The organism is Oryzobacter terrae (assembly GCF_042756445.1).
Lineage (GTDB): Bacteria > Actinomycetota > Actinomycetes > Actinomycetales > Dermatophilaceae > Oryzobacter > Oryzobacter terrae.
Genome location: NZ_CP170578.1, coordinates 256,529 through 277,056, shown reverse-complemented (window position 1 = coordinate 277,056; position 20,528 = coordinate 256,529). Strand labels below are relative to the sequence as shown.

Here is a 20,528-nt window from a genome sequence, read left to right as displayed (position 1 = left end):
CGTCGTGCGCCCGGGCTCGGCGGCGGGTGGGGCTACTCGTCCTCCTCGTCCCAGATGCGCGTCCTCCTCGGCTTCGGCGGGTAGCGCACCGGGTCCTCGGCGCGCAGCTCGCGCCGGATGCCGAACCAGACGAGGACGAAGCCGAGGACGGTGGTGAGCCACCACTGGTACGCGTAGGCCAGGTGCGGCCCGAGGCTCCGGTCGGGGGAGCCCAGCGGGACCGGCCGCTCCGGCGTCGTCCCGTCGGGCAGCCGCTCGGACTCCAGGAGCACGTAGCCCGGCAGGACCGACGCCGACCCGAGCGCCTCGCCCGCCTCGCGGAGGTTGAGGCTCGCGAGCTGGTCGGCGGCCTCGTCGCGCCCCCGGGAGGCCTCCCCCCGGCGGACCCACCCCGTGACCGTCACCTGCCCCGAGGGAGCGGGCGCCACGCGGGGCAGGGTGCTCGCGCCCCGGTCGGAGACGGCGACCCACCCACGGTCGACGACGACCTCGGGCCCGCCGCCCTCGTCACGCAGCGACCACAGGACCTCGTACCCGGCCTGCTTGTCGTTGGTCCGGTTGCGCACGTACACCGGGCCGGCCGCGTAGGTCCCCGACACGGTGACGCGGGTCCAGTCGTCCTCGAGCGACAGGCCCGCCGGGGTCAGGACCGAGCCCAGCGGGACGGGGTCCGCCCGGTAGTGGGCGTCGAGCCGGGCGTTGCGGTCGGCCTTCACCTCGTGGCGGTGGTACTGCCACCAGCCGAGGTGGTAGCAGGCCACGGAGAGGAGCGCGGCGAGGAGGAGGGCGCCCAGCCACCTGGGGGTGAGCAGCCGCCTGAGCACGCCGTCACGCTACCCGTCGTACATTGGGGTCTGTGACCACCCTCCCGACGCCCCGGCTGCACGACCGCTTCGGTCGCGTGGGCCGCGACCTGCGCGTCTCGGTCACCGACCGCTGCAACCTGCGCTGCACCTACTGCATGCCCGCCGAGGGCCTCGACTGGCTCGACAAGCCCGAGATGCTCACCGACGACGAGCTCGTCCGGCTCGTGCGGGTCATGGTCGGTCTCGGGGTCACCAACGTCCGCCTCACCGGGGGTGAGCCGCTGCTGCGGCGCAGCCTCGTCGACGTCGTGGGACGGATCGCCGCCCTCGAGCCGCGGCCCCGGATCGCGATGACGACCAACGGCATCGGCCTCGACCGGCTCGCCGCTCCGCTCGCCGCGGCGGGACTCGACCGCGTCAACGTCAGCCTCGACACCATCGACCGCGTCCGCTTCCAGGACCTCACCCGCCGCGACCGCTTCGGCGACGTCGAGGCCGGGCTCAAGGCCGCTGCCGACGCCGGGCTCACCCCGGTCAAGGTCAACGCCGTCGCCATGCGCGGGGTCAACGACGAGGGCGTCGCCGACCTCCTGCGCTGGTGCCTCGACCGCGGCTACGAGCTGCGCTTCATCGAGCAGATGCCGCTCGACGCCCAGCACGCGTGGGACCGCTCGATGATGGTGTCGCAGGCCGAGATCCTCGAGCGCCTGGGGGAACGGTTCCGCCTGACCCCGGTCGAGGAGCGGGGGAGCGCCCCGGCCGAGCTCTTCCTCGTCGACGGCGGTCCCGAGACGGTCGGCGTCATCGCCAGCGTCACCGCCCCGTTCTGTGCGGCGTGCGACCGGGTCCGGCTCACCGCCGACGGGCAGCTGCGCAACTGCCTCTTCTCGCGCCGCGAGATCGACCTGCGGGGGCCGCTGCGCGCGGGGGCGACCGACGCTGAGCTCGCCGACCTCGTCATCGGCGAGATGTGGGCCAAGGCGGCCGGCCACGGCATCGACCGGCCCGACTTCGAGCAGCCCGAGCGCCCGATGTCCGCCATCGGCGGCTGACCACCGGATCGGCGGTCAGTGGCTCGGCGGCACCCCGTCGTCGTGCGGGGACGGGCCGATCCGTCGGGTGTGGTCGACGGTCGGCACGACCGGGCGGACCCGGCCGGCCACCCGGGGCGCGACGGCGTTGGCCGCGACGACGGCGATGAACGGCAGGAACACCGCGAGGAACGCGAAGACCCAGCGGACCGGGTGGTCGATGACGACGAGGAGGACGAAGCACGCGGTGCGGATCCCCATCGTCACGAGGTAGTGCTTGAGCCGGCGGGCCTGGTCCTCGGTCCGGGACTCCGGAGCGCTCGTCACCGACTGCGGGGAGTCGTCGCGGTGGCGGGTCAGGGGCACCGTTCCACTGTATGTCGCCCGCTTCCGACTACCCAGCGGTAGTCCACTAGGTTCGACGACATGAGCGAGCCACGCACCGTCCTCGTCACCGGTGGCAACCGCGGGATCGGCCTCTCCATCGCCCGGTCCTTCGCCGAGGCCGGCGACCGGGTCGTCGTCACCCACCGCTCGGGCGAGGCTCCCGAGGGGCTCGACGGCGTGCGCTGCGACGTCACCGACAGCGCCTCGGTCGACGCCGCGTTCACCGAGGCCGAGGAGAAGCTCGGTGGGCCGGTCGAGGTCCTCGTCGCCAACGCGGGCATCACCAAGGACGGCCTGCTCATGCGGATGTCCGACGACGACTGGGACTCGGTCATCGACACCAACCTCGCCGGGGCGTTCCGCTGCGCCCGGCGCGCGAGCAAGGGCATGATCCGGCTGCGCCGCGGCCGGATCATCCTCATCTCCAGCGTCGTCGGGCTCTACGGCGGTCCCGGACAGGCCAACTACTCGGCCAGCAAGGCGGGCCTCGTCGGCCTCGCCCGGTCCATCACCCGCGAGCTCGGAGGGCGCGGCATCACCGCCAACGTCGTCGCGCCGGGGTTCATCGAGACCGACATGACCGCCGCCCTGCCCGAGGAGACGCAGAAGTCCTACAAGGCCGCCATCCCCGCGGGGCGGTTCGCCAGCCCCGAGGAGGTCGCCGCCGCCGTCCGCTTCCTCGCCGGCCCCGACGCCGCCTACATCTCCGGCGCCGTCATCCCCGTCGACGGCGGCCTCGGCATGGGTCACTGACCCGCGCGGTCCACCCCGGCCACCCGACCGTCCCGCCCGACCGACCACCGACCCCAGCGAAAGGGCCCGTCATGTTGCTCGAGGGCAAGAAGCTCCTGGTGACCGGCGTCCTCATGGACTCCTCGATCGCCTTCCAGATCGCCAAGCTCGCCCAGGAGCAGGGGGCCGAGGTCGTCCTCACCTCCTTCGGCCGGACGATGAAGATCACCACCGCCATCGCCCGGCGGCTGCCGCAGACGCCCCCCGTCGTCGAGCTCGACGTCACGAGCGACGACGACCTCGCGGGCCTGGCCGACCGGGTCAGGGAGCACGTGCCGCACCTCGACGGCGTCGTCCACTCCATCGGCTTCGCCCCCCAGGGCGCCTTCACCTTCATGGAGGCCGGCTGGGACGACGTCTCGACCGCCGTCCAGGTCTCGGCCTACTCGCTCGCCTCGCTCACCAAGGCGGCCCTGCCCCTGATGTCCGAGGGCGGCAGCGTCGTCGGGCTGACCTTCGACGCCCGCTTCGCGTGGCCGGTCTACGACTGGATGGGCGTCGCCAAGGCCGCCTTCGAGTCGACGAGCCGCTACCTCGCGCGCGACCTCGGCCCGAAGGGGATCCGCTGCAACATCGTCGCGGCCGGGCCCATCCGCACGACCGCCGCCAAGTCGATCCCCGGCTTCGAGCGCTTCGAGGAGGAGTGGGGCACCCGGGCGCCGCTCGGCTGGGACGTCAACGACGCGGTCCCTGCGGCGCGGGCCTGTTGCGCCCTGCTGTCCGACTGGTTCCCCGCGACGACGGGCGAGATGGTGCACGTCGACGGCGGCTTCCACGCCATGGGGGTCTGAGCGCCGGGACGACCCCGACGCCCGGCTAGGCTCCCCGTTCGTGACCAGCGACCACGCCGCGACCGGCGCCGGGGTGCGGACCCGCGAGGTCCGTCTCCTCGAGGGCCCCAACCTCTACTTCCCACGCCCCGCGGTGAAGGTGACCCTCGAGCTGCCGGGCCTGCTCCGGGCCACCCCCGACGTCGTGCGCGACCTCGCCGCCGCCGCCGGGCTGCGGCGTGGACAGCCCGGCGCCCCCGGGAGCGAGCAGCGCCAGCGGGCCCTGCTGCGGGTCGTCGAGCGGACCGCCCGCGCCGTCGCCGTCGAGGCCGGGACGCGCCGCCTCGGGGTGCGCACGCGCGCCGCGGCCGAGACCGACGTGGTCGTGTGCGCCTTCGTGTGGCGCCACCGCGGCCGCGCCGAGGCCCTCGGCGACGCCATCGGGCAGGTGCTCGCCGAGGTCCACGAGGGCCGGGACTGGGCCGACGCGGTGTCCGCCGCCGCGGCGACCGTCGCGGCGGCGCCCAAGGGCGACGCGCCGCGCATCCTCACCCCGCACGTGCCCGTCGTGTCCGTCACCGGCACCAACGGCAAGACGACGACCACCCGGCTGCTCGCGCACATCGCGATGACGGCCGGCCTGCGCACCGGCTGGAGCTCGACCGACGGGGTGCTCGTCCAGGGCGAGGTCGTCGAGACCGGCGACTACTCCGGACCGGCCGGCGCCCGCGCCGTCCTCGAAGCGCCGGGCGTGCAGGTCGGGATCCTCGAGACGGCGCGCGGCGGCATGCTCCTGCGCGGGATGGGCGTCACCCACAACGACGTCTCGGTCGTGACCAACGTGTCGGCCGACCACCTCGGCCTCCAGGGCATCGACACCGTCGACCAGCTCGCCGAGGTCAAGGCGATCGTCACCCGCGTGACGAAGCCGACCGGGTGGGTCGTCCTCAACGGGGAGGACCCACGGGTGTGGGCCATGCGCGGCGGCGCCCGGGGCCGCCCGTGGGTGTTCGCCGCCGACCCCAACGCCCCGGCGGTGCGCGAGGCGCTCGGAGCCGGCGGGCGGGCCACGACGATCCTCGACGACCACGTCACGGTCCTCGCCGCCCACGGAGCGCCCGACCGCCTGCTGCGCGTCGTCGACCTCCCGATGGCGCTCTCCGGCCTCTCCCACCACAACGTCCTCAACGCCCTCGCGGGGGCGTCCGCCGCCCTCGGTCTCGGACTCGACCGTGCCAGCGTCGTGGAGGGGCTACGGACCTTCCGCCCCGACGACGTCCAGAACCCCGGCCGGATGAACACCTACAGCGTTCCGGTGGAGGGCGGTTCGGCGACCGTCATCGTCGACCTCGCGCACAACGAGGCAGGGCTCGAGGCCCTGCTCGACGTCTGCCGCGGCCTCGTCGCGCCGTGGGGTCGGGTCCACCTCGCCCTCGGGACGGGCGGGGACCGCACCGACGACATCCTCGAGACCCTCGGGGAGATGGCGGGCCTGCGCGCCGACCACGTCGTCGCGGCGCACAAGGAGCACTACCTGCGCGGCCGCTCGATGGAGGACCTCGAGGCGCACCTGCGGGTCGGGCTGGCGCGCGCGGGCGTCGCCGACATCGCCTCGTACCCGACCGAGCTGTCCGGGCTCCGGGCTCTCGTCGAGGCCGCCGACGACGGCGACGTCTGTGCCGTGATGTGCCACGCCGAACGGGAGGCGATCGCCGCCTGGCTGGCGGAGGTGGGCGCGGTGTCCGACGACCCCGACGCCATCCGGCGCAAGGTCGTCAGGGCCCGCGGCGAGCACGAGTCCGAGGGCGAGATCGCGGCGCTGTGGGAGGTCGACGACGACGCCGAGCGCATCGCCCGAGGGGCCGCCCTGCACGCAGCGCACCCCGGCGACGCCCGGATCGCCTTCGAGTACGCCGGGTGCCTCGACGCCGCCGGCGACGAGGCGGCGGCCGTGCCGCTGTACGAGGAGGCCCTCGCCGGTGGCCTGAGGGAGCCGCTGCGCCACCGGGCCCAGGTCCAGCTCGCCTCGAGCCTGCGCGTCCTGGGCCGGCACGCGGACGCCGCGGAGGTCATCGAGGAGGCCGCAAACACCCACCCCGACAGCCTCGGGGTCGCGGCCTTCCGCGCGCTCGTGCGGCACGACGCCGGTGAGCCGTCCCGGGCGCTGCGCGAGCTGCTCGCGACCCTCGTGGCGACGAGCACCGACCCCGACGTGGAGCGCTACCGCCGCGCGCTCACGGCGTACAGCGAGCAGCTCGGTCGCTGAGCGGGCCGCTCTCAGGCGCCCCCGCCGCCACCCGCCGGGTCGACCTCACGCGCGGCCTCGTCACCGGTCTCGGCGGCCTCCACCGCGAGGGCGTCGGGGTCGAGGTCCGGGTCGCCGACGGTGTCGCGGGAGTGGCTGCCCGGCTGGGCCTGCTTCGTCATCGACTCGAGCTCGGTCATGACCGCGGCGTGCTGGTCGACGGAGAGCACCACGATGTCACCGGGGTTCGCCCGGGCCATGACGTGGCGCACGGCCGCGGTCTCGCCGAGGACGACCTCGACCTGGCGGCACCGGACGCCGGGCTCACCCATCCGTGAGCGGACGCCCTCGGCCACGCGCTCGGCCGTGAAGCCCCGCTCGCGCCCGCGCAGCCGCTCGTCCTCGCGGACGACGACGACGTCGAAGTGGTCGGCGGCGATGGCGCCGAGCTCGCGCATGTCCTCCTCGCGGCGGTCGCCCGCGGTCGCGACGACGCCGATCCGCGAGATCTTGCCGAGGTCGGTCTGGCCCGCCTTGACGGCTGCGTAGCGCTCGAGGAACTCGCCGAGGACCCGCATGCCGGGGGCGTTGTGGCAGTAGTCGACGATGACGTCGACGTTGTGGACGTTGACCTGGTTCATCCGGCCGGGGGACAAATAGTACGACGTCGTGAAGGTCCGCAGGCCCTGGCGGATCTCGTGCAGGCCGGCGCCCGTGGCGAACGCGGCGCCCGCGGCGGCCATCGCGTTGGCGACGTTGAACAGCGCGGTGCCGCCGAAGGACGAGGGGAGCAGGTGGGTCCACGCGAGCTGCATCGAGCGTCGCCCGTGGCGGATGACGATCATGTCGCCGCGCTCGGTGCGGTCGAGGACGACGGCGCGGCCACCGCGACGGCAGTGGTCGTCGATGAGGTCGCGCACCGGGGTGCCGGCCTCGGCGAGGGAGAACCAGATGACCGAGCCCGAGCAGCGCCGGCGCATCCGGCGCACGAGCGGGTCGTCGGCGTTGAGGACGGCGAACCCGTCGCGCGGCACCGCCTCGACGATGACGGCCTTGACGTCGGCGAGCTGCTCGAGGGTGTCGATGCCGCGCATGCCGAGGTGGTCCGGGGCGACGTTGGTGACGACCGCGACGTCGTTGCGGTCGTACCCGAGCCCCTCGCGCAGGATGCCGCCGCGGGCGACCTCCATGACGGCGAAGTCGACGCGCGGGTTCTGCAGGACCATCCGGGCCGACCTCGGCCCCGAGGCGTCGCTGCGCACGACGAGCCGCTCGTCGATGACGATGCCGTCGGTCGAGGTCATCCCGACCTGGCGGCCGAGGCCTTTCATGATGTGCGCGATCATCCGCGAGGTCGTCGTCTTGCCGTTGGTCCCGGTCACCGCGACGATCGGCACGCGCGCCGGCGTGCCGGGCGGGAAGAGCAGGTCGACGACGGGCTTGGCGATGAACTGCGGCTCGCCGATGGTCGGGTGGGTGTGCATCCGGAACCCGGGCGCGGCGTTGACCTCGCAGATGGCGCCGCCGGCCTCGCGCACCGGCGAGGCGATGTCGGGGCAGATGAAGTCGATGCCGGCGACGTCGAGCCCGATGAGGCGCGCGGCCTCCTCGGCGATCTCGACGTTGTCGGGGTGGGCGTCGAACGTGCGGTCGATGGAGATGCCACCGGTCGACATGTTGCCGGTGAGGGCGAGCTTGACCATCGTCTCGGCCGGCGGCACGTCGTCGAGCCCGAAGCCCTGCTCGCGCACGAGCTCGACCGCGGCGTCGTCGACCTTGATCTTCGTCAGCACCTTCTCGTGGCCGACCCCACGACGCGGGTCGCTGTTGGTGATGTCGACGAGCTCGCGGACCGTGTGGGTCCCGTCGCCGGTGACGTGGGCGGGGACGCGCTCGGCGATCGCCTGCATCCGGCCGCCGACGATGAGGCAGCGGTAGTCGCGACCGGTCACCATCGACTCGACGATGACGTAGCCGCGCCGCGACTGCTCCTCGGCGACGACGAAGGCCTCGCGGACGTCGTCGTCGGACAGGAGGTTGAGGCACACGCCCCGACCGTGGTTGCCGTCGAGCGGCTTGACGACGACGGGGAAGCCGATCCGGCGGGCCGCGGCGACCGCGCCGTCGGCGGAGCGCACCGTCTCCTGCTTGGGGACGGGCAGGCCGGCCGAGCCCAGGAGCCGGGTCGTCATGTCCTTGTCGCCGGCGATGTCCACCGCGAGGGCGCCGGTCTTCGAGGTCATCGTCGCGCGGATCCGCTGCTGGTGGACGCCCTGGCCGAGCTGGACCAGGCTGCCGGTGTTGAGCCGGATGAACGGGATGTCGCGGCTGACGGCCTCCTCGAGGATCGCGGCCGTCGAGGGGCCGAAGGCGGTGCGCTCGGCGCGGGTGAGGAAGCGCTCGAGCTCCTCGGCGAAGTCGAAGCCCTCCTCGGCCTGCACGAGGTGGTTGACGAGGCGGACGGCGAGGTGGCCGGCGGCGAGGCCGACCTCCTCGTTGGTGTAGCCGTAGATGACGTTGTAGACGCCGGTGCGGCCCTTGACCATGCGGGTCTTGCCCCGGCGCTGGTCGTGCCCGGCCTCCTGCTGGAGCTGCAGCGCCACGTGCTCGGCGACGTGGCCGAGCCAGGTGCCCTCGCGCAGCCGCTCGACGAAGCCGCCCTTGACCCCCTTGGAGCACGTGTGGTTCTCGATCCGGGGGAGCAGCTCGACGAGGCGGTCGGTGAAGCCCGGGATCGTGTCGCTCGGGTAGCCCTCGAGGACGCCGAGGTCGACGACGAGGTGGATCGAGGGGTCGTACGACCAGATGTTGCCGCCGCGGTAGACCCGGGACTCGACGATCGTCAGCTCGGGTGCAAGGGGGCCGGTCGGGGTCGGACGGTCCATCGGCGCTTCTCCTCGGGGTCTGGCGGAGGGGGTGGGTCGGACGGGCGAGGAACGGGTGGGACGGGGGCTCAGGCCTTGGCGGCGGCGACGGACACGAGCAGGTCGGGGTGCTGCTCCACGAAGTCGGTCAGCCGCCGCTCGACGAGGTCGAAGGTCGAGCCGGCGGGCAGGGTGTGCACGATGGCGCCCGACACCAGGACAGGGGCCCCGGCGCGGGCGTCGGCGGCGTCGGTGCGGGCGCGGCTGCAGTCGAGGACGAACACCGACCCCGAGCCGCGGACCTCGACCGTGCGGCCGTCGGTGACGACCATCGCGGTGTCCTCGTCGATGCCGACGCCGAGCAGGTGCGGCGACGGGGCGATGACCGACATCAGGCGACCGTAGCGGGCGCGCTGGTCGAAGTGCTGGTCGACGACGACCCCCTGGAGCAGGCCCAGTCCGGCGCTGATCTGGCTGGCCCGCTGGCGCGGGGTGACGCCCTCGTCCCCCATCGAGATCATGAAGTCGGAGACGACCGACGCGCCGGCCGACGTTCCGGCGATGACGCTGCCGCGCTCGTGCGCGCGGTGGATCGCGTCGCCGAGCGGGGTGCCGGGGATCAGCTGCGACAGGCGCAGCTGGCTGCCCCCGCTCATGAACACCCCGGTCGCACCGTCGAGCGCCGCGACGACCGCCGGGTCGTGCGAGTCCTCCCGGGTCGCCGGGTTGACGATCGTCACCTCGCGGGCGCCCAGCCGGGTGAACACCTCGGTGTACGACGCGCCCACCTCGTCCTGGAACGAGGAGGCGGTGGGGATGACGACGATGCTCGCCCGACGGCCTCCGCTGAGCTTGAGGAAGTGGCGCAGGAGCGAGGCCTTGCCCACGCGGTCCTCCGCCCCGCCGATGACGAAGAGGGTGGGAGTGGTCGAGGGGTAGCGCGGCACCGGGTCAGCCTAGTGGGGCCTCGCCCGCGTCATCCGCGTCCTCGACCTCCTCGCGCGAGATCCCCAGGAGGAAGAGGACCGCGTCGAGGTAGGGGACGTTGAGCGCGGTGTCGGCCTGGCGGCGGACGAGGGGCTTGGCGTTGAACGCGACCCCGAGCCCGGCGACGGCGAGCATGTCGAGGTCGTTGGCCCCGTCACCGATGGCGACGGTGCGGGTGAGCGGCAGCCCTTCGAGCGCGGCGAACTCGCGCAGCGCCGCCGCCTTCCCGGCGCGGTCGACGACGTCGCCGACGACGCGGCCGGTGAGCAGCCCGTCCTGCACCTCGAGGCGGTTGGCGCGCACGTGGTCGACCCCGAGGTCGGCCCCGATGGCCTCGACGACCTCGATGAAGCCGCCGCTGACGAGGGCCACGGTGAAGCCGAGGCGTTTGAGGGTGCGCACGAGCGTCCGTGCGCCGGGGGTGAGCCGGACGGCGGCCCGGACGTCGTCGAGGACCGACACGGGCAGCCCGGCGAGGGTGGCGACCCGCGCGTGCAGGCTCGCCGCGAAGTCGAGCTCGCCGCGCATCGCCCTCTCGGTGACGGCGGCGACCTCCGGCTCTCGGCCGGCGTGGGCCGCGAGGAGCTCGATGACCTCGTCCTGGATGAGCGTGGAGTCGACGTCCATGACGACGAGCCGGCCGCCCCGGCGGGCGAGCCCGGCCGGGGCGACGGCGATGTCGGCGCCCGTCTCGGCGGAGACGTGGGCGAGGGCGGCGCGCAGGGCCCTGAGGTCGGCTCCCGACACGTCGAGCTCGACGGTCGTCACCGGCCAGCGCGACAGGCGCCGGATGCGGTCGATGTTCGCCCCGTGCTCCGCGATCGCGCCCGCCACCGCGGCGACGTGCTGCGTCTCCAGCGGCGAGCCCATGACGACGACCGCGGCCCGTCCGGTGCGGCGGGGGGCGTTGTCGCCGTGGCCGCCGACGAGGCCGACGCGCATGCCCATCGCCTCGCCGGCCCTGGTCAGCCGGTCGGTGAGGACGTTCTCGTCCTGGGTCGGGCCGAGCAGGACCGACAGCGCGAGGTGACCGCGGACGACGACCTGCTCGAGGTCGAGCACCTCGGCGCCGACCGTGGAGGCGGCCTCGAAGACCGCCTTCGTCACGCCGGGCCGGTCGGGCCCGTCGAGGGTGACGAGGAGGGTGCGCTGCTCCGGGTCCGGCAGCGGGGGCAGGGACGGGTCGCTCGAGGGCTCGGGCACCCCAGCAGGCTATCGAGCCCGGGAGTCCCGCCACGCGACGAGGTCGCGGATCGGACCGAGGTCGTACCGGGGCCCGTTGAGGCCGACGGTGAACAGGCGGGTCCCGACCGCGTGGAGCGCCTCGGCACCGGCGGCGTAGTCGGCGACGTCCTCGGGGAGGCGTTCCGGCCTCGGCGACACCCCCGCGGAGCGCTCGATCTCTCCCGTGTCGCGGCCGATCCGGGCGCACCACTCGTCGAGCACCGCGTGCTTGTGGGCGATGGTGTCGGGGCCACCGAAGCCGTGCCAGATGTCGGCCTGCTCGGCGACGATGCGCAGCGTCTTCTTCTCGCCGCCGCCTCCGATGAGGACCGGGATCGACCTCGTGGGCGCGGGGTTGAGCTTCCCCCAGCGCTCCTTGATGAGCGGCAGGTCGCGGTCGAGGGCGTCGAGCCGCCCTCCGGCGGTGCCGAACTCGTAGCCGTACTCGTCGTAGTCGCGCTCGAACCACCCCGAGCCGATGCCGAGGATGAGCCGCCCCTCACCGCCGTCGCGGGCGCTGATGTGGTCGACGGTGCGCGCCATGTCGGCGAGGAGCTGCGGGTTGCGATAGCTGTTGCACGTCACGAGCGCCCCGAGCTCGACGCGCTCGGTGGCCTCCGCCCACGCGGCGAGCGTCGTCCAGCACTCGAAGTGCTCGCCGTCGGGGTCGCCGTAGAGCGGGTAGAAGTGGTCCCACGTGAAGATGACGTCGACCCCGATCTCCTCGAGCTCGGCGCAGGCGCGCCGGATGTCGGCGTACGACGCGTGCTGGGGCTGGACCTGGGCCCCGATCCGGACGGGCCGCTCGGCCGTCACGCCACCACCGTCTGGCCCTTGCCGACCACCGTGATGCCGGACTCGGTCACCGAGAAGCCGCGCGCGAGGTCGTGCTCGCGGTCGAAGCCGATCTTGGCGCCGTCGGGGACGACGACGTTCTTGTCGATGACGGCCCGCTGGATGCTGCAGTGCCGCCCGATCTCGACGCCGTCGAGGATGACGCTGCTGTCGACCTCGGTGTAGCTGTGGACCTTGACGTCGGGGGAGATGACCGAGCCGTTGACCCGGGCACCGGAGATGACGACGCCGGGCGAGACGGCCGAGTTGAGCGCCTCGCCGAACCGGCCGTGCGACCCGTGGACGAACTTCGCCGGCGGGTACGGGCCGTGCGAGGTGTAGATCGGCCAGTCGTAGTTGTAGAGGTTGAAGATCGGGTGGATCGACACGAGGTCCATGTGTGCGTCGAAGTAGGAGTCCATCGTCCCGACGTCGCGCCAGTAGCCCATGTCGCGCTCGGTGCCCCCGGGGATGACGTTCTTCTTGAAGTCGTAGGTGTAGGCGGCGTCCTGCTCGACGAGGGCCGGGACGATGTCGCCGCCCATGTCGTGCTTGCTGCCCTCGAGGGTCGAGTCCTTGGTCACCGCCTCGACGAGCGCGTCGGCGGAGAACACGTAGTTGCCCATGCTCGCGAGGACCTCGTCGGGGGAGTCGGGCAGGCCGTCGGGGTCGGTCGGCTTCTCGCGGAACGCCTTGATGCGGGTGTGGTCGTCGGCCTGCACCTCGATGACGCCGAACTGGTCGGAGGTGGACTTCGGCTGGCGGATCGCGGCCACGGTCACCCCGGCGCCGGACTCGATGTGCTGCTCGACCATCTGCGAGAAGTCCATCCGGTACACGTGGTCGGCGCCCACGACGACGACGATGTCGGGCTTCTCGTCGGTGATCGTGTTGAGGCTCTGGAAGATCGCGTCGGCGCTGCCCTGGTACCAGGACTTGTCGATGCGCTGCTGGGCCGGGATCGGCGCGACGTAGTTGCCGAGCATCGTCGACATCCGCCACGTCTTGGTCACGTGCCGGTCGAGGCTGTGCGACTTGTACTGGGTGAGGACGACGACCTTGAGGTAGCCCGAGTTCACGACGTTCGACAGCGCGAAGTCGACGAGGCGGTAGATGCCCCCGAAGGGGACAGCGGGCTTGGCGCGGTCGGCCGTCAGTGGCATGAGGCGCTTCCCCTCACCGCCCGCGAGGACGATTGCCAGGACCTTCGGACCTCCGCTGCGGTACGCCATGGCCCCACGCTATTGGGTTCTCGCCCTCGCCGGGAGGGCGCGCCCTCACTAGGGTGATTTCCGTGCGCATCGACATCCTCAGCAAGGAGTACCCGCCGGCGATCTACGGGGGAGCCGGTGTCCACGTCGCGGAGCTGGTGCGGGCCCTGCGGCAGCGGGGTGACATCGACGTCCGGGTCCACGCCTTCGGCGAGCCGCGCGACGAGGACGGCACGACCGGCCACGCCGACCTCGCCGAGCTGGCCGGGGCGAACGCGGCCCTCACGACCCTCGGCGTCGACCTGTCGATCGCGGCCGCGTGCGAGGGAGCCGACCTCGTCCACTCGCACACCTGGTACGCCAACTTCGCCGGGCACGTGGCCGCCCTCATGGGCGACATCCCGCACGTGCTCTCGGCGCACAGCCTCGAGCCCATGCGCCCCTGGAAGGCCGAGCAGCTCGCCGGCGGCTACCGCCTATCCTCCTGGGTCGAGAAGACCGCGTACGAGGCCGCCGACGCCGTCATCGCCGTCAGCGCGGGGATGCGCGCCGACATCCTGCGCTGCTACCCCGACGTCGACCCCGACAAGGTCAGGGTCGTCCACAACGGCATCGACTCGCAGCTGTGGCAGCGCGAGCGCGACGAGGACGTCGTGCGCGGCCACGGGGTCGACCCCGACCGGCCGAGCGTCATCTTCGTCGGCCGCATCACCCGGCAGAAGGGGCTGCCCTACCTCCTGCGCGCCGTCGCCGAGCTGCCACCCGAGGTCCAGCTCGTCTTCCTCGCCGGGGCGCCCGACACGCCCGAGATCATGGCGGAGGTCGAGCACCTCATCGCGACCCTGCGCGAGACGCGCGACGGGGTCGTGTGGGTGCCGACGATGCTGCCGCGCAACGAGGTCGTCGCCCTCCTCAGCAGCGCCACCGTCTTCGTCTGCCCGTCGGTCTACGAGCCCCTCGGCATCGTCAACCTCGAGGCGATGGCCTGCGAGCTGCCCGTCGTCGCGACCGCCACCGGCGGCATCCCCGAGGTCGTCGTCGACGGCGAGACGGGCTGGCTCGTGCCCATCGAGCAGGTCCAGGACGGCACCGGCACGCCGGTCGACCCCGACCGCTTCGTCGCCGACCTCGCGGCCGCCCTCAACGAGGCCGTGAGCGACCCGGCACGAGCCGACCGGATGGGTCTCGCGGGCCGCCGCAGGGCCGTGGAGTCGTTCTCGTGGGCCTCGATCGGGGAGCAGACCAACCAGGTGTACCTCGATGTCCTGAGGCGCCGGCTGCTCTCCTCCTGACTCCGTTAGGGTCAGGGCATGAGTGACGTCCTCGCACTGGCCGGTGTGAGCGTCGTGCGTGGGGAGACGCGCATCCTCGACGACGTCTCGTGGGAGGTCGAGGAGGGGCAGCGCTGGGTCGTCCTGGGCCCCAACGGTGCCGGCAAGACGACCCTCCTCCAGCTCGCGGCCGCACGCATCCACCCGACCACCGGTGTCGCCGGCGTCCTCGGCGAGGTGCTCGGCGCCGTCGACGTCTTCGAGCTCCGTCCGCGGATCGGCCTCGCCTCCGCCGCCCTCGCCGACCGCATCCCGCCGCACGAGGTCGTCCGGGACGTCGTCGTCACGGCCTCCTACGGCGTCGTCGGCCGGTGGCGCGAGGCCTACGACCGGCTGGACGAGGGCCGCGCCGTCGAGCTCCTCGAGGCGCTCGGGGCCAGCCACCTCGCCGGCCGCCGCTTCGGCACCCTGTCGGAGGGCGAGCGCAAGCGCGTCCAGATCGCCCGCGCCCTGATGACCGACCCCGAGCTCATGCTCCTCGACGAGCCCGCCGCGGGGCTCGACCTCGGCGGGCGCGAGGACCTCGTCCGCCGGCTCGGCGCCCTCGCCGCCGACCTCGCCGCTCCCGCGATGGTGCTCGTGACCCACCACGTCGAGGAGGTCCCGCCGCACTTCACCGACGTCCTGCTCATGCGCGAGGGGCGGGTCGTCGCCCAGGGGCCGATCGAGATCACCCTGACCGCCGAGAACCTCGAGGCCACCTTCGGCCTCCCGCTCGAGCTCGAGGTCCGGGGGGACCGCTATGCCGCTCGCGCCCGCTGAGCTCACAGGGAACTCCCAGCGAGGCCCGGGCGTCGAACAGGTGACCACGCACCACGGGAAGGGGACTGGCCGATGGAGTGGCTGACGGACAACTGGTGGTTGTTCTGGCTGGGGCTCGCCCTGGTGCTGGGGGCGATCGAGGTCGCGACGGTCGACTTCGTCTTCCTCATGTTCTCCGGCGGCGCCGTCGCGGGTGCGGTCGCGGCCGCCCTCGGCGCGCCCGTACCGCTGCAGGTCGTCGTCGCGGTGTCGGTGGCGCTGCTGCTCCTCGTCGTCGTGCGCCCGATGATCAAGCGCCAGTTCACCGACGGCGAGGTCGACCACCGGATCGGGCCGTCGGGGCTCGTCGGGCGTGACGCCCGCGTCATCCAGGCCGTCACCGACACCGACGGCCGCATCAAGCTCGCGGGGGAGACCTGGTCGGCCCGTCTCGCGCAGGGCAGCTCGCCCGTCGCCCCCGGTGAGGAGGTCCGCGTCATCTCCATCCACGGCGCGACCGCCCTCGTCGAGCCCGTCCACCACGACCTGTCCAGCTGACCGCGCCACCCGGCGCCCCCTGAAAGGCCGGAACCATGCCAGAAGGCACGTTCGCCATCATCGTCCTGCTGCTGCTCGCGGCGTTCGCGATCCTCGTGCTCGTCCGCACGGTCCGGATCGTCCCGCAGCAGACCGCCCTCATCATCGAGCGGCTGGGCCGCTACTCGCGCACCCTCGAGGGCGGGCTGCACATCCTCGTGCCGTTCGTCGACCTCGTGCGCGCCAACATCGACCTGCGCGAGCAGGTCGTCTCGTTCCCGCCGCAGCCGGTCATCACGAGCGACAACCTCGTCGTCAGCATCGACACCGTCATCTACTACCAGGTGATCGAGCCGAAGTCGGCCGTCTACGAGATCGCCAACTTCATCCAGGGCATCGAGCAGCTCACGGTCACCACGCTGCGCAACGTCATCGGCTCGCTCGACCTCGAGCAGACCCTGACCAGCCGCGACCAGATCAACGGCCAGCTGCGCGGCGTCCTCGACGAGGCCACCGGCAAGTGGGGCATCCGCGTCAACCGCGTCGAGCTCAAGGCCATCGACCCGCCCCAGTCGATCCAGGAGTCGATGGAGAAGCAGATGAAGGCCGAGCGCGAGCGGCGCGCCATCATCCTCCAGGCCGAGGGCCAGAAGGCCAGCCAGATCCTCACCGCCGAGGGCGAGAAGCAGAGCCAGATCCTGCGCGCCGAGGGGTCGGCCCAGGCCCGCATCCTCGAGGCCCAGGGCCAGGCCCGCGCCATTCAGCAGGTCTTCGACGCCATCCACCGGGGCAAGCCCACCCAGAAGCTGCTCGCCTACCAGTACCTCCAGGTGCTCCCGCAGATCGCCCGCGGCGACAGCAACAAGATGTGGATCATCCCGAGCGAGCTCACCGACGCCCTCAAGGGCATCGGGGGGATGCTCGGCCGTGGCCAGGGCGGCTTCGACGGCGGCGACGACGAGGCGTGGGTCGACCCGGGCGAGGGCCCCGGCAACGCGTTCGAGGAGACGACGCTCGAGGACCCCGCGCAGGCCCTCGCGGCCGCCCGCGGCCAGGCCGGGCTCGCCAGCCGTGAGGCCGAGGAGCACGCGGCCCCGGCGTCGCGGGTCCAGCCGCCGATCCAGCCGTCGGCCGACGCCGTGCCCCCGCGCCCGGCGACCCCGCCGCCCGCCCCGCCGGCCCCGCCCACCGAGGACGCCCCGCCCCCGCCGCCGGTCCCCGGCACCACGGCCGGCGACGACGAGCCGCCGCCCCCGCCGAGCCGCTGACCCACGCCTCCGGTCGCCGATCGGACGGCCCGACCTCGCACCCGGGCACCCGCATAGGGTGTCCGGGTGCCCTGGTCCGACGTCGTCCTCGTCCTCCTGGCGGGGGTCGGCGCCGGGACGATCAACACGATCGTCGGCTCCGGCACGCTCATCACCTTCCCGACGCTCCTCCTGCTGGGGATCCCGCCCGTCACGGCGAACATCTCGAACAACATCGGCCTGGTGCCCGGGTCGCTCACCGGCAGCATCGGCTACCGCAAGGAGCTCGAGGGCGCGGGTCCCGACCTCCGGCGGCTGGCGCCGATGTCCTTCCTCGGCGGCGCCGTCGGAGCCGTCCTCCTGCTCGTCCTCGACCCCAGGCTCTTCAAGGCCGTCGTCCCCGTCCTCATCCTCCTCGGCATCGCGCTGGTCGTCGCCGGACCACGGATCAACGACTGGACGGCCAGGCGCCGGGAGGCTGCCGGGCGCGAGGGCGAGGGCGACCACCGCGTCGCGATGCAGGTGGGTGCCTTCGGGTCGGGGGTCTACGGCGGGTACTTCGGTGCGGCACAGGGGATCATCCTCATGGGGATCCTCGGCGCGCTCTCGCAGCAGCCGCTCCAGCGGCTCAACGGCTACAAGAACGTCCTCGCGACGATCGTCAACGCGGTCGCCGCCGTCGTCTTCCTCCTCGTCGCCGTCGACCGGATCGACTGGCTTGTCGTCCTCCTCATCGCGGTGGGGTCGACGGTCGGTGGCGTCCTCGGCTCGACGGTCGGTCGCCGCCTGCCGCAGAACGTCCTGCGCGCCGCGATCGTCGTCATCGGGCTCGTGGCCGTGACCCGGATGGTCGTGGCGGGATGAGCGTCGAGCGGGTCACCTCGGCGCAGGACCCTCGCCTCGAGGACTACGTCGGCCTCACCGACGTGGCCCTGCGGCGGCGGAGCGAGCCCGAGCGGGGGCTGTACGTCGCGGAGTCCGAGAAGGTGATCCGGCGTGCCCTGGGCGTCGGGCACCGGCCGCGGTCCTTCCTCATGGGGGAGCGGTGGCTCACCGACCTCGCCGACGTCGTCGCCGCTGCGGAGGCCGACGGCGTCCCGGTGTACGTGGGCGAGGCCGACGTCATCGAGGAGCTCACCGGCTTCCACCTCCACCGCGGCGCGCTGGCGTCGATGCAGCGGCCCGAGCTGCCCGCCCTCGAGGCCGTCCTCGACGGGGCGCGGCGGGTCCTCGTCCTCGAGGACGTCGTCGACCACACGAACGTCGGCGCGGTGTTCCGCTCGGCCGCGGCGCTCGGTGTCGACGCGGTCCTCGTGACGCCGCGGTGCGCCGACCCGCTGTACCGGCGGTCGATCCGCGTCTCGATGGGCACGGTGTTCCAGGTGCCGTGGACCCGGATCGAGCCGTGGCCCGGTGGCCTCCACCGGTTGCGGGCGCTGGGGTTCACGACGGCGGCGCTGGCCCTCACCGACGAGTCGGTGGGCCTCGACGAGCTCGCCGCCTCGCCGCCCGAGCGGCTCGCGCTCGTCCTCGGGACGGAGGGCGACGGGCTGGCCCGGCGCACGCTGGCCGGGGTCGACCTCACCGTCAAGATCCCGATGGCCGGCGGCGTCGACTCGCTGAACGTCGCCGCGGCCGGAGCCGTCGCGGCCTGGGCCCTCCGCCCCCGCTGACCCTCCCCCCGATCCGCCGGCCGCGGCTAGCCTCGGCGACGTGCGCATCGTCGTGTCGGGCTCCCACGCCACGGGGAAGAGCACCCTCGTGTCCGACCTCGCGATGGCGCACCCCGGCCACGCCGTGCTGCCCGACCCGTTCGAGCTCGTCGACGAGGACGACCCGGCGTCGGCGACGTCGTTCGTCCGGCAGCTCCACGTCGCCGCGGAGCGGCTGGGGGAGTGGGCTCCCGGGTCCGACGTCATCGCCGAGCGCGGTCCGCTCGACCTCCTCGCCTACCTCCGCGCGCTCGACGCCCTCGGCCGTCCCGGTGTGGGCGCCGGGACGATGGCCCGGCTGGAGGGCGTCACGGCCGCTGCGATGGAGCACGTGGACCTCCTCGTCGTCCTGCCCGCCGACGACGCCGCCGGGATCCACGTCCCCGACGACGAGGACCCCGCCGTGCGCGACGCGATGGACGACGCCCTCCTCGACCTGCTCGCGGACGCCGACCTCGTCGGGCGAGCCCGCGTCCTCGAGGTCACCGGCTCGGAGGCGGAGCGCCTGGCCCGCGTCACCGAGGCGATGAACGCGTACCCGACGTGACCTATCGGGCGACTGGGGTACGGGGGTCGGACGCTCGGGAGGCCGGGAGCGTCAGCGGACCAGCCGGTCGAGGAGGCGGTCGAGCTCGGCCACCGGGTCGGCCACCGAACCGCCGTGCACCGGCCCCGGCTGGAGCACGGTCGAGCGCGGCGCGGTGATCCACCCGAACCGCTTGCCCGGCGTCGAGAGCGACGCGTCGACCTCCGAGGGCGGCCGCTCGCACATCCGCCCGATCGCCTCGAGGGCGGCGCGCAGCGACTCGAGGTCGGCCTCGGGGGCGACGGCGAGGATGCGCGCCTCCTCGACGTGCCACGCACACCGGAGGACGCCGGCCGACTGCGAGTGGACGACGACGCCGACGTTGAGGCACTCGCCCCGGTCGACGCGGGGCACGAAGCGCAGGACGACGTACTGGTACGGGTGGCTCACGACGACGCCCCGATCCAGGCGGTGGGGTCGGCGAGCCGCAGCGTCAGGTGCTCGACGTAGGCCGAGCGCACCGCCGTGACGTCGGGCAGGCTCGCCGTCGTCTCGAGCCACTCGTCGGGCACGAGGGCGACGACCTCCTCGATGACGGCCGGGGTCACGAGGGGCCCGAGCCGCTCGTGCGTCGCCGCCACCGGCTCGGCCACCGCGGCGAGGACGTGCCCGGTGGGGTCGAACGGCTGCCCGACGAAGCGGCGGACGTCGGGCGGGCGGCTCGGCCACGAGTGGTGGAACCACAGGGAGGCCCCGTGGTCGATCGCCCAGGTCCGCCCGTGCCAGACGAGGAGGTTCGGGTTGGCCCAGGTCCGGTCGACGTTCGCGGTCCAGGCGTCGAGCCAGAGGATGGCGCCCGCCTCCTGTGCCGTCGGCGGCCGTGACCCGTCGTAGCCGAACGACCCCGGGAGGAAGTCGACGCCGAGGTTGCGTCCCGGACTGGCGTTGAGGAGGTCCTGGACCTCCTCGTCGGCCTCGTAGCGGGCGATCGCGGTGGGCAGGTCGACGACGACCAGCCGCGGCGTCGGGATGCCGAGCCGCCGGGCGACCTCGCCGACGAGGACCTCGGCGACGAGCACCTTGCGCCCCTGCCCGGCCCCCGAGAACTTCACAACGTAGGTCCCGAGGTCGTCGGCCTCGACGACCCCCGGGAGGGAGCCGCCCTCACGCAGGGGCACGACGTAGCGGGTCGCGGTCACGGACTCGAGCACGCCCTCAGGCTAGCCACCCGGTGCCTCGGCGCGGCCGGTGGGCGCGGCGTCGCCCCGGTCGGTGGCCAGTAG

At 73.4% G+C, this 20,528-nt stretch carries 20 protein-coding genes; 11 read left to right on the top strand and 9 right to left on the bottom strand.

Annotated elements, in window-relative coordinates; all coding sequences use genetic code 11:
- Positions 1–32 precede the first annotated feature (32 nt).
- Complete coding sequence (locus tag ACFWN3_RS01355; RefSeq protein ID WP_377642682.1) at positions 33–824, bottom strand: SURF1 family protein; 792 nt, start codon at positions 822–824, stop codon at positions 33–35.
- A 32-nt stretch (positions 825–856) separates the two neighbouring features.
- Between ACFWN3_RS01355 and moaA the strand changes: the two genes are divergently transcribed.
- Positions 857–1,858: a GTP 3',8-cyclase MoaA gene (gene moaA / locus ACFWN3_RS01350; protein ID WP_377642680.1), complete on the top strand. Its 1,002-nt coding sequence runs from the start codon at positions 857–859 to the stop codon at positions 1,856–1,858.
- Positions 1,859–1,873: 15 nt separating this feature from the next.
- On the opposite strand, the gene ACFWN3_RS01345 is transcribed toward moaA, so the two are convergent.
- The gene (locus tag ACFWN3_RS01345) at positions 1,874–2,203 is read right to left on the bottom strand and encodes a DUF3099 domain-containing protein (RefSeq protein ID WP_377642678.1); all 330 of its coding nucleotides are present in this window, start codon (positions 2,201–2,203) and stop codon (positions 1,874–1,876) included.
- A gap of 60 nt (positions 2,204–2,263) precedes the next feature.
- Here ACFWN3_RS01345 and fabG point away from each other — a divergent pair, with 60 nt between their 5' ends.
- The 3 genes from fabG to ACFWN3_RS01330 all read left to right on the top strand — a co-directional run bounded on the left by fabG (position 2,264) and on the right by ACFWN3_RS01330 (position 6,052).
- Positions 2,264–2,977 carry a 3-oxoacyl-ACP reductase FabG gene (fabG, locus tag ACFWN3_RS01340; protein WP_377642676.1) on the top strand — a complete coding sequence of 238 codons (714 nt, stop codon included), beginning with the start codon at positions 2,264–2,266 and terminating at the stop codon, positions 2,975–2,977.
- Positions 2,978–3,048: 71 nt separating this feature from the next.
- Complete coding sequence (fabI, locus tag ACFWN3_RS01335; RefSeq protein WP_377642674.1) at positions 3,049–3,807, top strand: enoyl-ACP reductase FabI; 759 nt, start codon at positions 3,049–3,051, stop codon at positions 3,805–3,807.
- Positions 3,808–3,847: 40 nt separating this feature from the next.
- Positions 3,848–6,052 (top strand): tetratricopeptide repeat protein, encoded by a 2,205-nt coding sequence (locus tag ACFWN3_RS01330; protein ID WP_377642672.1) that lies wholly within the window; start codon positions 3,848–3,850, stop codon positions 6,050–6,052.
- 11 nt (positions 6,053–6,063) lie between these two features.
- Here ACFWN3_RS01330 and cphA read toward each other — a convergent pair whose 3' ends face one another.
- From cphA to glgC, 5 genes are all read right to left on the bottom strand, one after another.
- Positions 6,064–8,916, bottom strand: coding sequence for a cyanophycin synthetase (gene cphA / locus ACFWN3_RS01325; RefSeq protein WP_377642671.1), 2,853 nt, complete (start codon positions 8,914–8,916; stop codon positions 6,064–6,066).
- 68 nt (positions 8,917–8,984) lie between these two features.
- A complete protein-coding gene (locus tag ACFWN3_RS01320) occupies positions 8,985–9,842 on the bottom strand; it encodes a cyanophycinase (RefSeq protein ID WP_377642669.1) in 858 nt (285 codons plus the stop codon).
- A 4-nt stretch (positions 9,843–9,846) separates the two neighbouring features.
- Positions 9,847–11,085, bottom strand: coding sequence for a phosphoserine phosphatase SerB (serB, locus tag ACFWN3_RS01315; protein ID WP_377642667.1), 1,239 nt, complete (start codon positions 11,083–11,085; stop codon positions 9,847–9,849).
- A gap of 9 nt (positions 11,086–11,094) precedes the next feature.
- A complete protein-coding gene (locus ACFWN3_RS01310) occupies positions 11,095–11,922 on the bottom strand; it encodes an LLM class F420-dependent oxidoreductase (protein ID WP_377642666.1) in 828 nt (275 codons plus the stop codon).
- Positions 11,919–13,172, bottom strand: a complete 1,254-nt coding sequence (gene glgC / locus ACFWN3_RS01305; RefSeq protein WP_377642664.1) for a glucose-1-phosphate adenylyltransferase — start codon at positions 13,170–13,172, stop codon at positions 11,919–11,921. Before glgC ends, ACFWN3_RS01310 begins: the two co-directional genes overlap by 4 nt.
- A gap of 62 nt (positions 13,173–13,234) precedes the next feature.
- Here glgC and glgA point away from each other — a divergent pair, with 62 nt between their 5' ends.
- From glgA to ACFWN3_RS01270, 7 genes are all read left to right on the top strand, one after another.
- Positions 13,235–14,443, top strand: coding sequence for a glycogen synthase (gene glgA, locus ACFWN3_RS01300; protein WP_377642662.1), 1,209 nt, complete (start codon positions 13,235–13,237; stop codon positions 14,441–14,443).
- Positions 14,444–14,461: 18 nt separating this feature from the next.
- Positions 14,462–15,244: an ABC transporter ATP-binding protein gene (locus ACFWN3_RS01295; RefSeq protein ID WP_377642660.1), complete on the top strand. Its 783-nt coding sequence runs from the start codon at positions 14,462–14,464 to the stop codon at positions 15,242–15,244.
- 72 nt (positions 15,245–15,316) lie between these two features.
- Positions 15,317–15,781 (top strand): NfeD family protein, encoded by a 465-nt coding sequence (locus tag ACFWN3_RS01290; RefSeq protein WP_377642659.1) that lies wholly within the window; start codon positions 15,317–15,319, stop codon positions 15,779–15,781.
- A gap of 35 nt (positions 15,782–15,816) precedes the next feature.
- Positions 15,817–17,028, top strand: coding sequence for an SPFH domain-containing protein (locus tag ACFWN3_RS01285; protein WP_377642657.1), 1,212 nt, complete (start codon positions 15,817–15,819; stop codon positions 17,026–17,028).
- A gap of 66 nt (positions 17,029–17,094) precedes the next feature.
- Positions 17,095–17,871, top strand: a complete 777-nt coding sequence (locus ACFWN3_RS01280; protein ID WP_377642655.1) for a sulfite exporter TauE/SafE family protein — start codon at positions 17,095–17,097, stop codon at positions 17,869–17,871.
- Entirely contained in the window at positions 17,868–18,680 is an 813-nt protein-coding gene (locus ACFWN3_RS01275; RefSeq protein WP_377642653.1) for a TrmH family RNA methyltransferase, read from the top strand. Before ACFWN3_RS01280 ends, ACFWN3_RS01275 begins: the two co-directional genes overlap by 4 nt.
- Before the next feature lie 40 nt (positions 18,681–18,720).
- Positions 18,721–19,266: an AAA family ATPase gene (locus ACFWN3_RS01270; RefSeq protein ID WP_377642651.1), complete on the top strand. Its 546-nt coding sequence runs from the start codon at positions 18,721–18,723 to the stop codon at positions 19,264–19,266.
- A gap of 51 nt (positions 19,267–19,317) precedes the next feature.
- On the opposite strand, the gene ACFWN3_RS01265 is transcribed toward ACFWN3_RS01270, so the two are convergent.
- Positions 19,318–19,695, bottom strand: a complete 378-nt coding sequence (locus tag ACFWN3_RS01265; protein WP_377642649.1) for a DUF3037 domain-containing protein — start codon at positions 19,693–19,695, stop codon at positions 19,318–19,320.
- Positions 19,692–20,456: a HipA family kinase gene (locus ACFWN3_RS01260; RefSeq protein WP_377642647.1), complete on the bottom strand. Its 765-nt coding sequence runs from the start codon at positions 20,454–20,456 to the stop codon at positions 19,692–19,694. The genes ACFWN3_RS01265 and ACFWN3_RS01260 overlap by 4 nt, the downstream gene beginning before the upstream one ends.
- Positions 20,457–20,528: the final 72 nt, after the last annotated feature.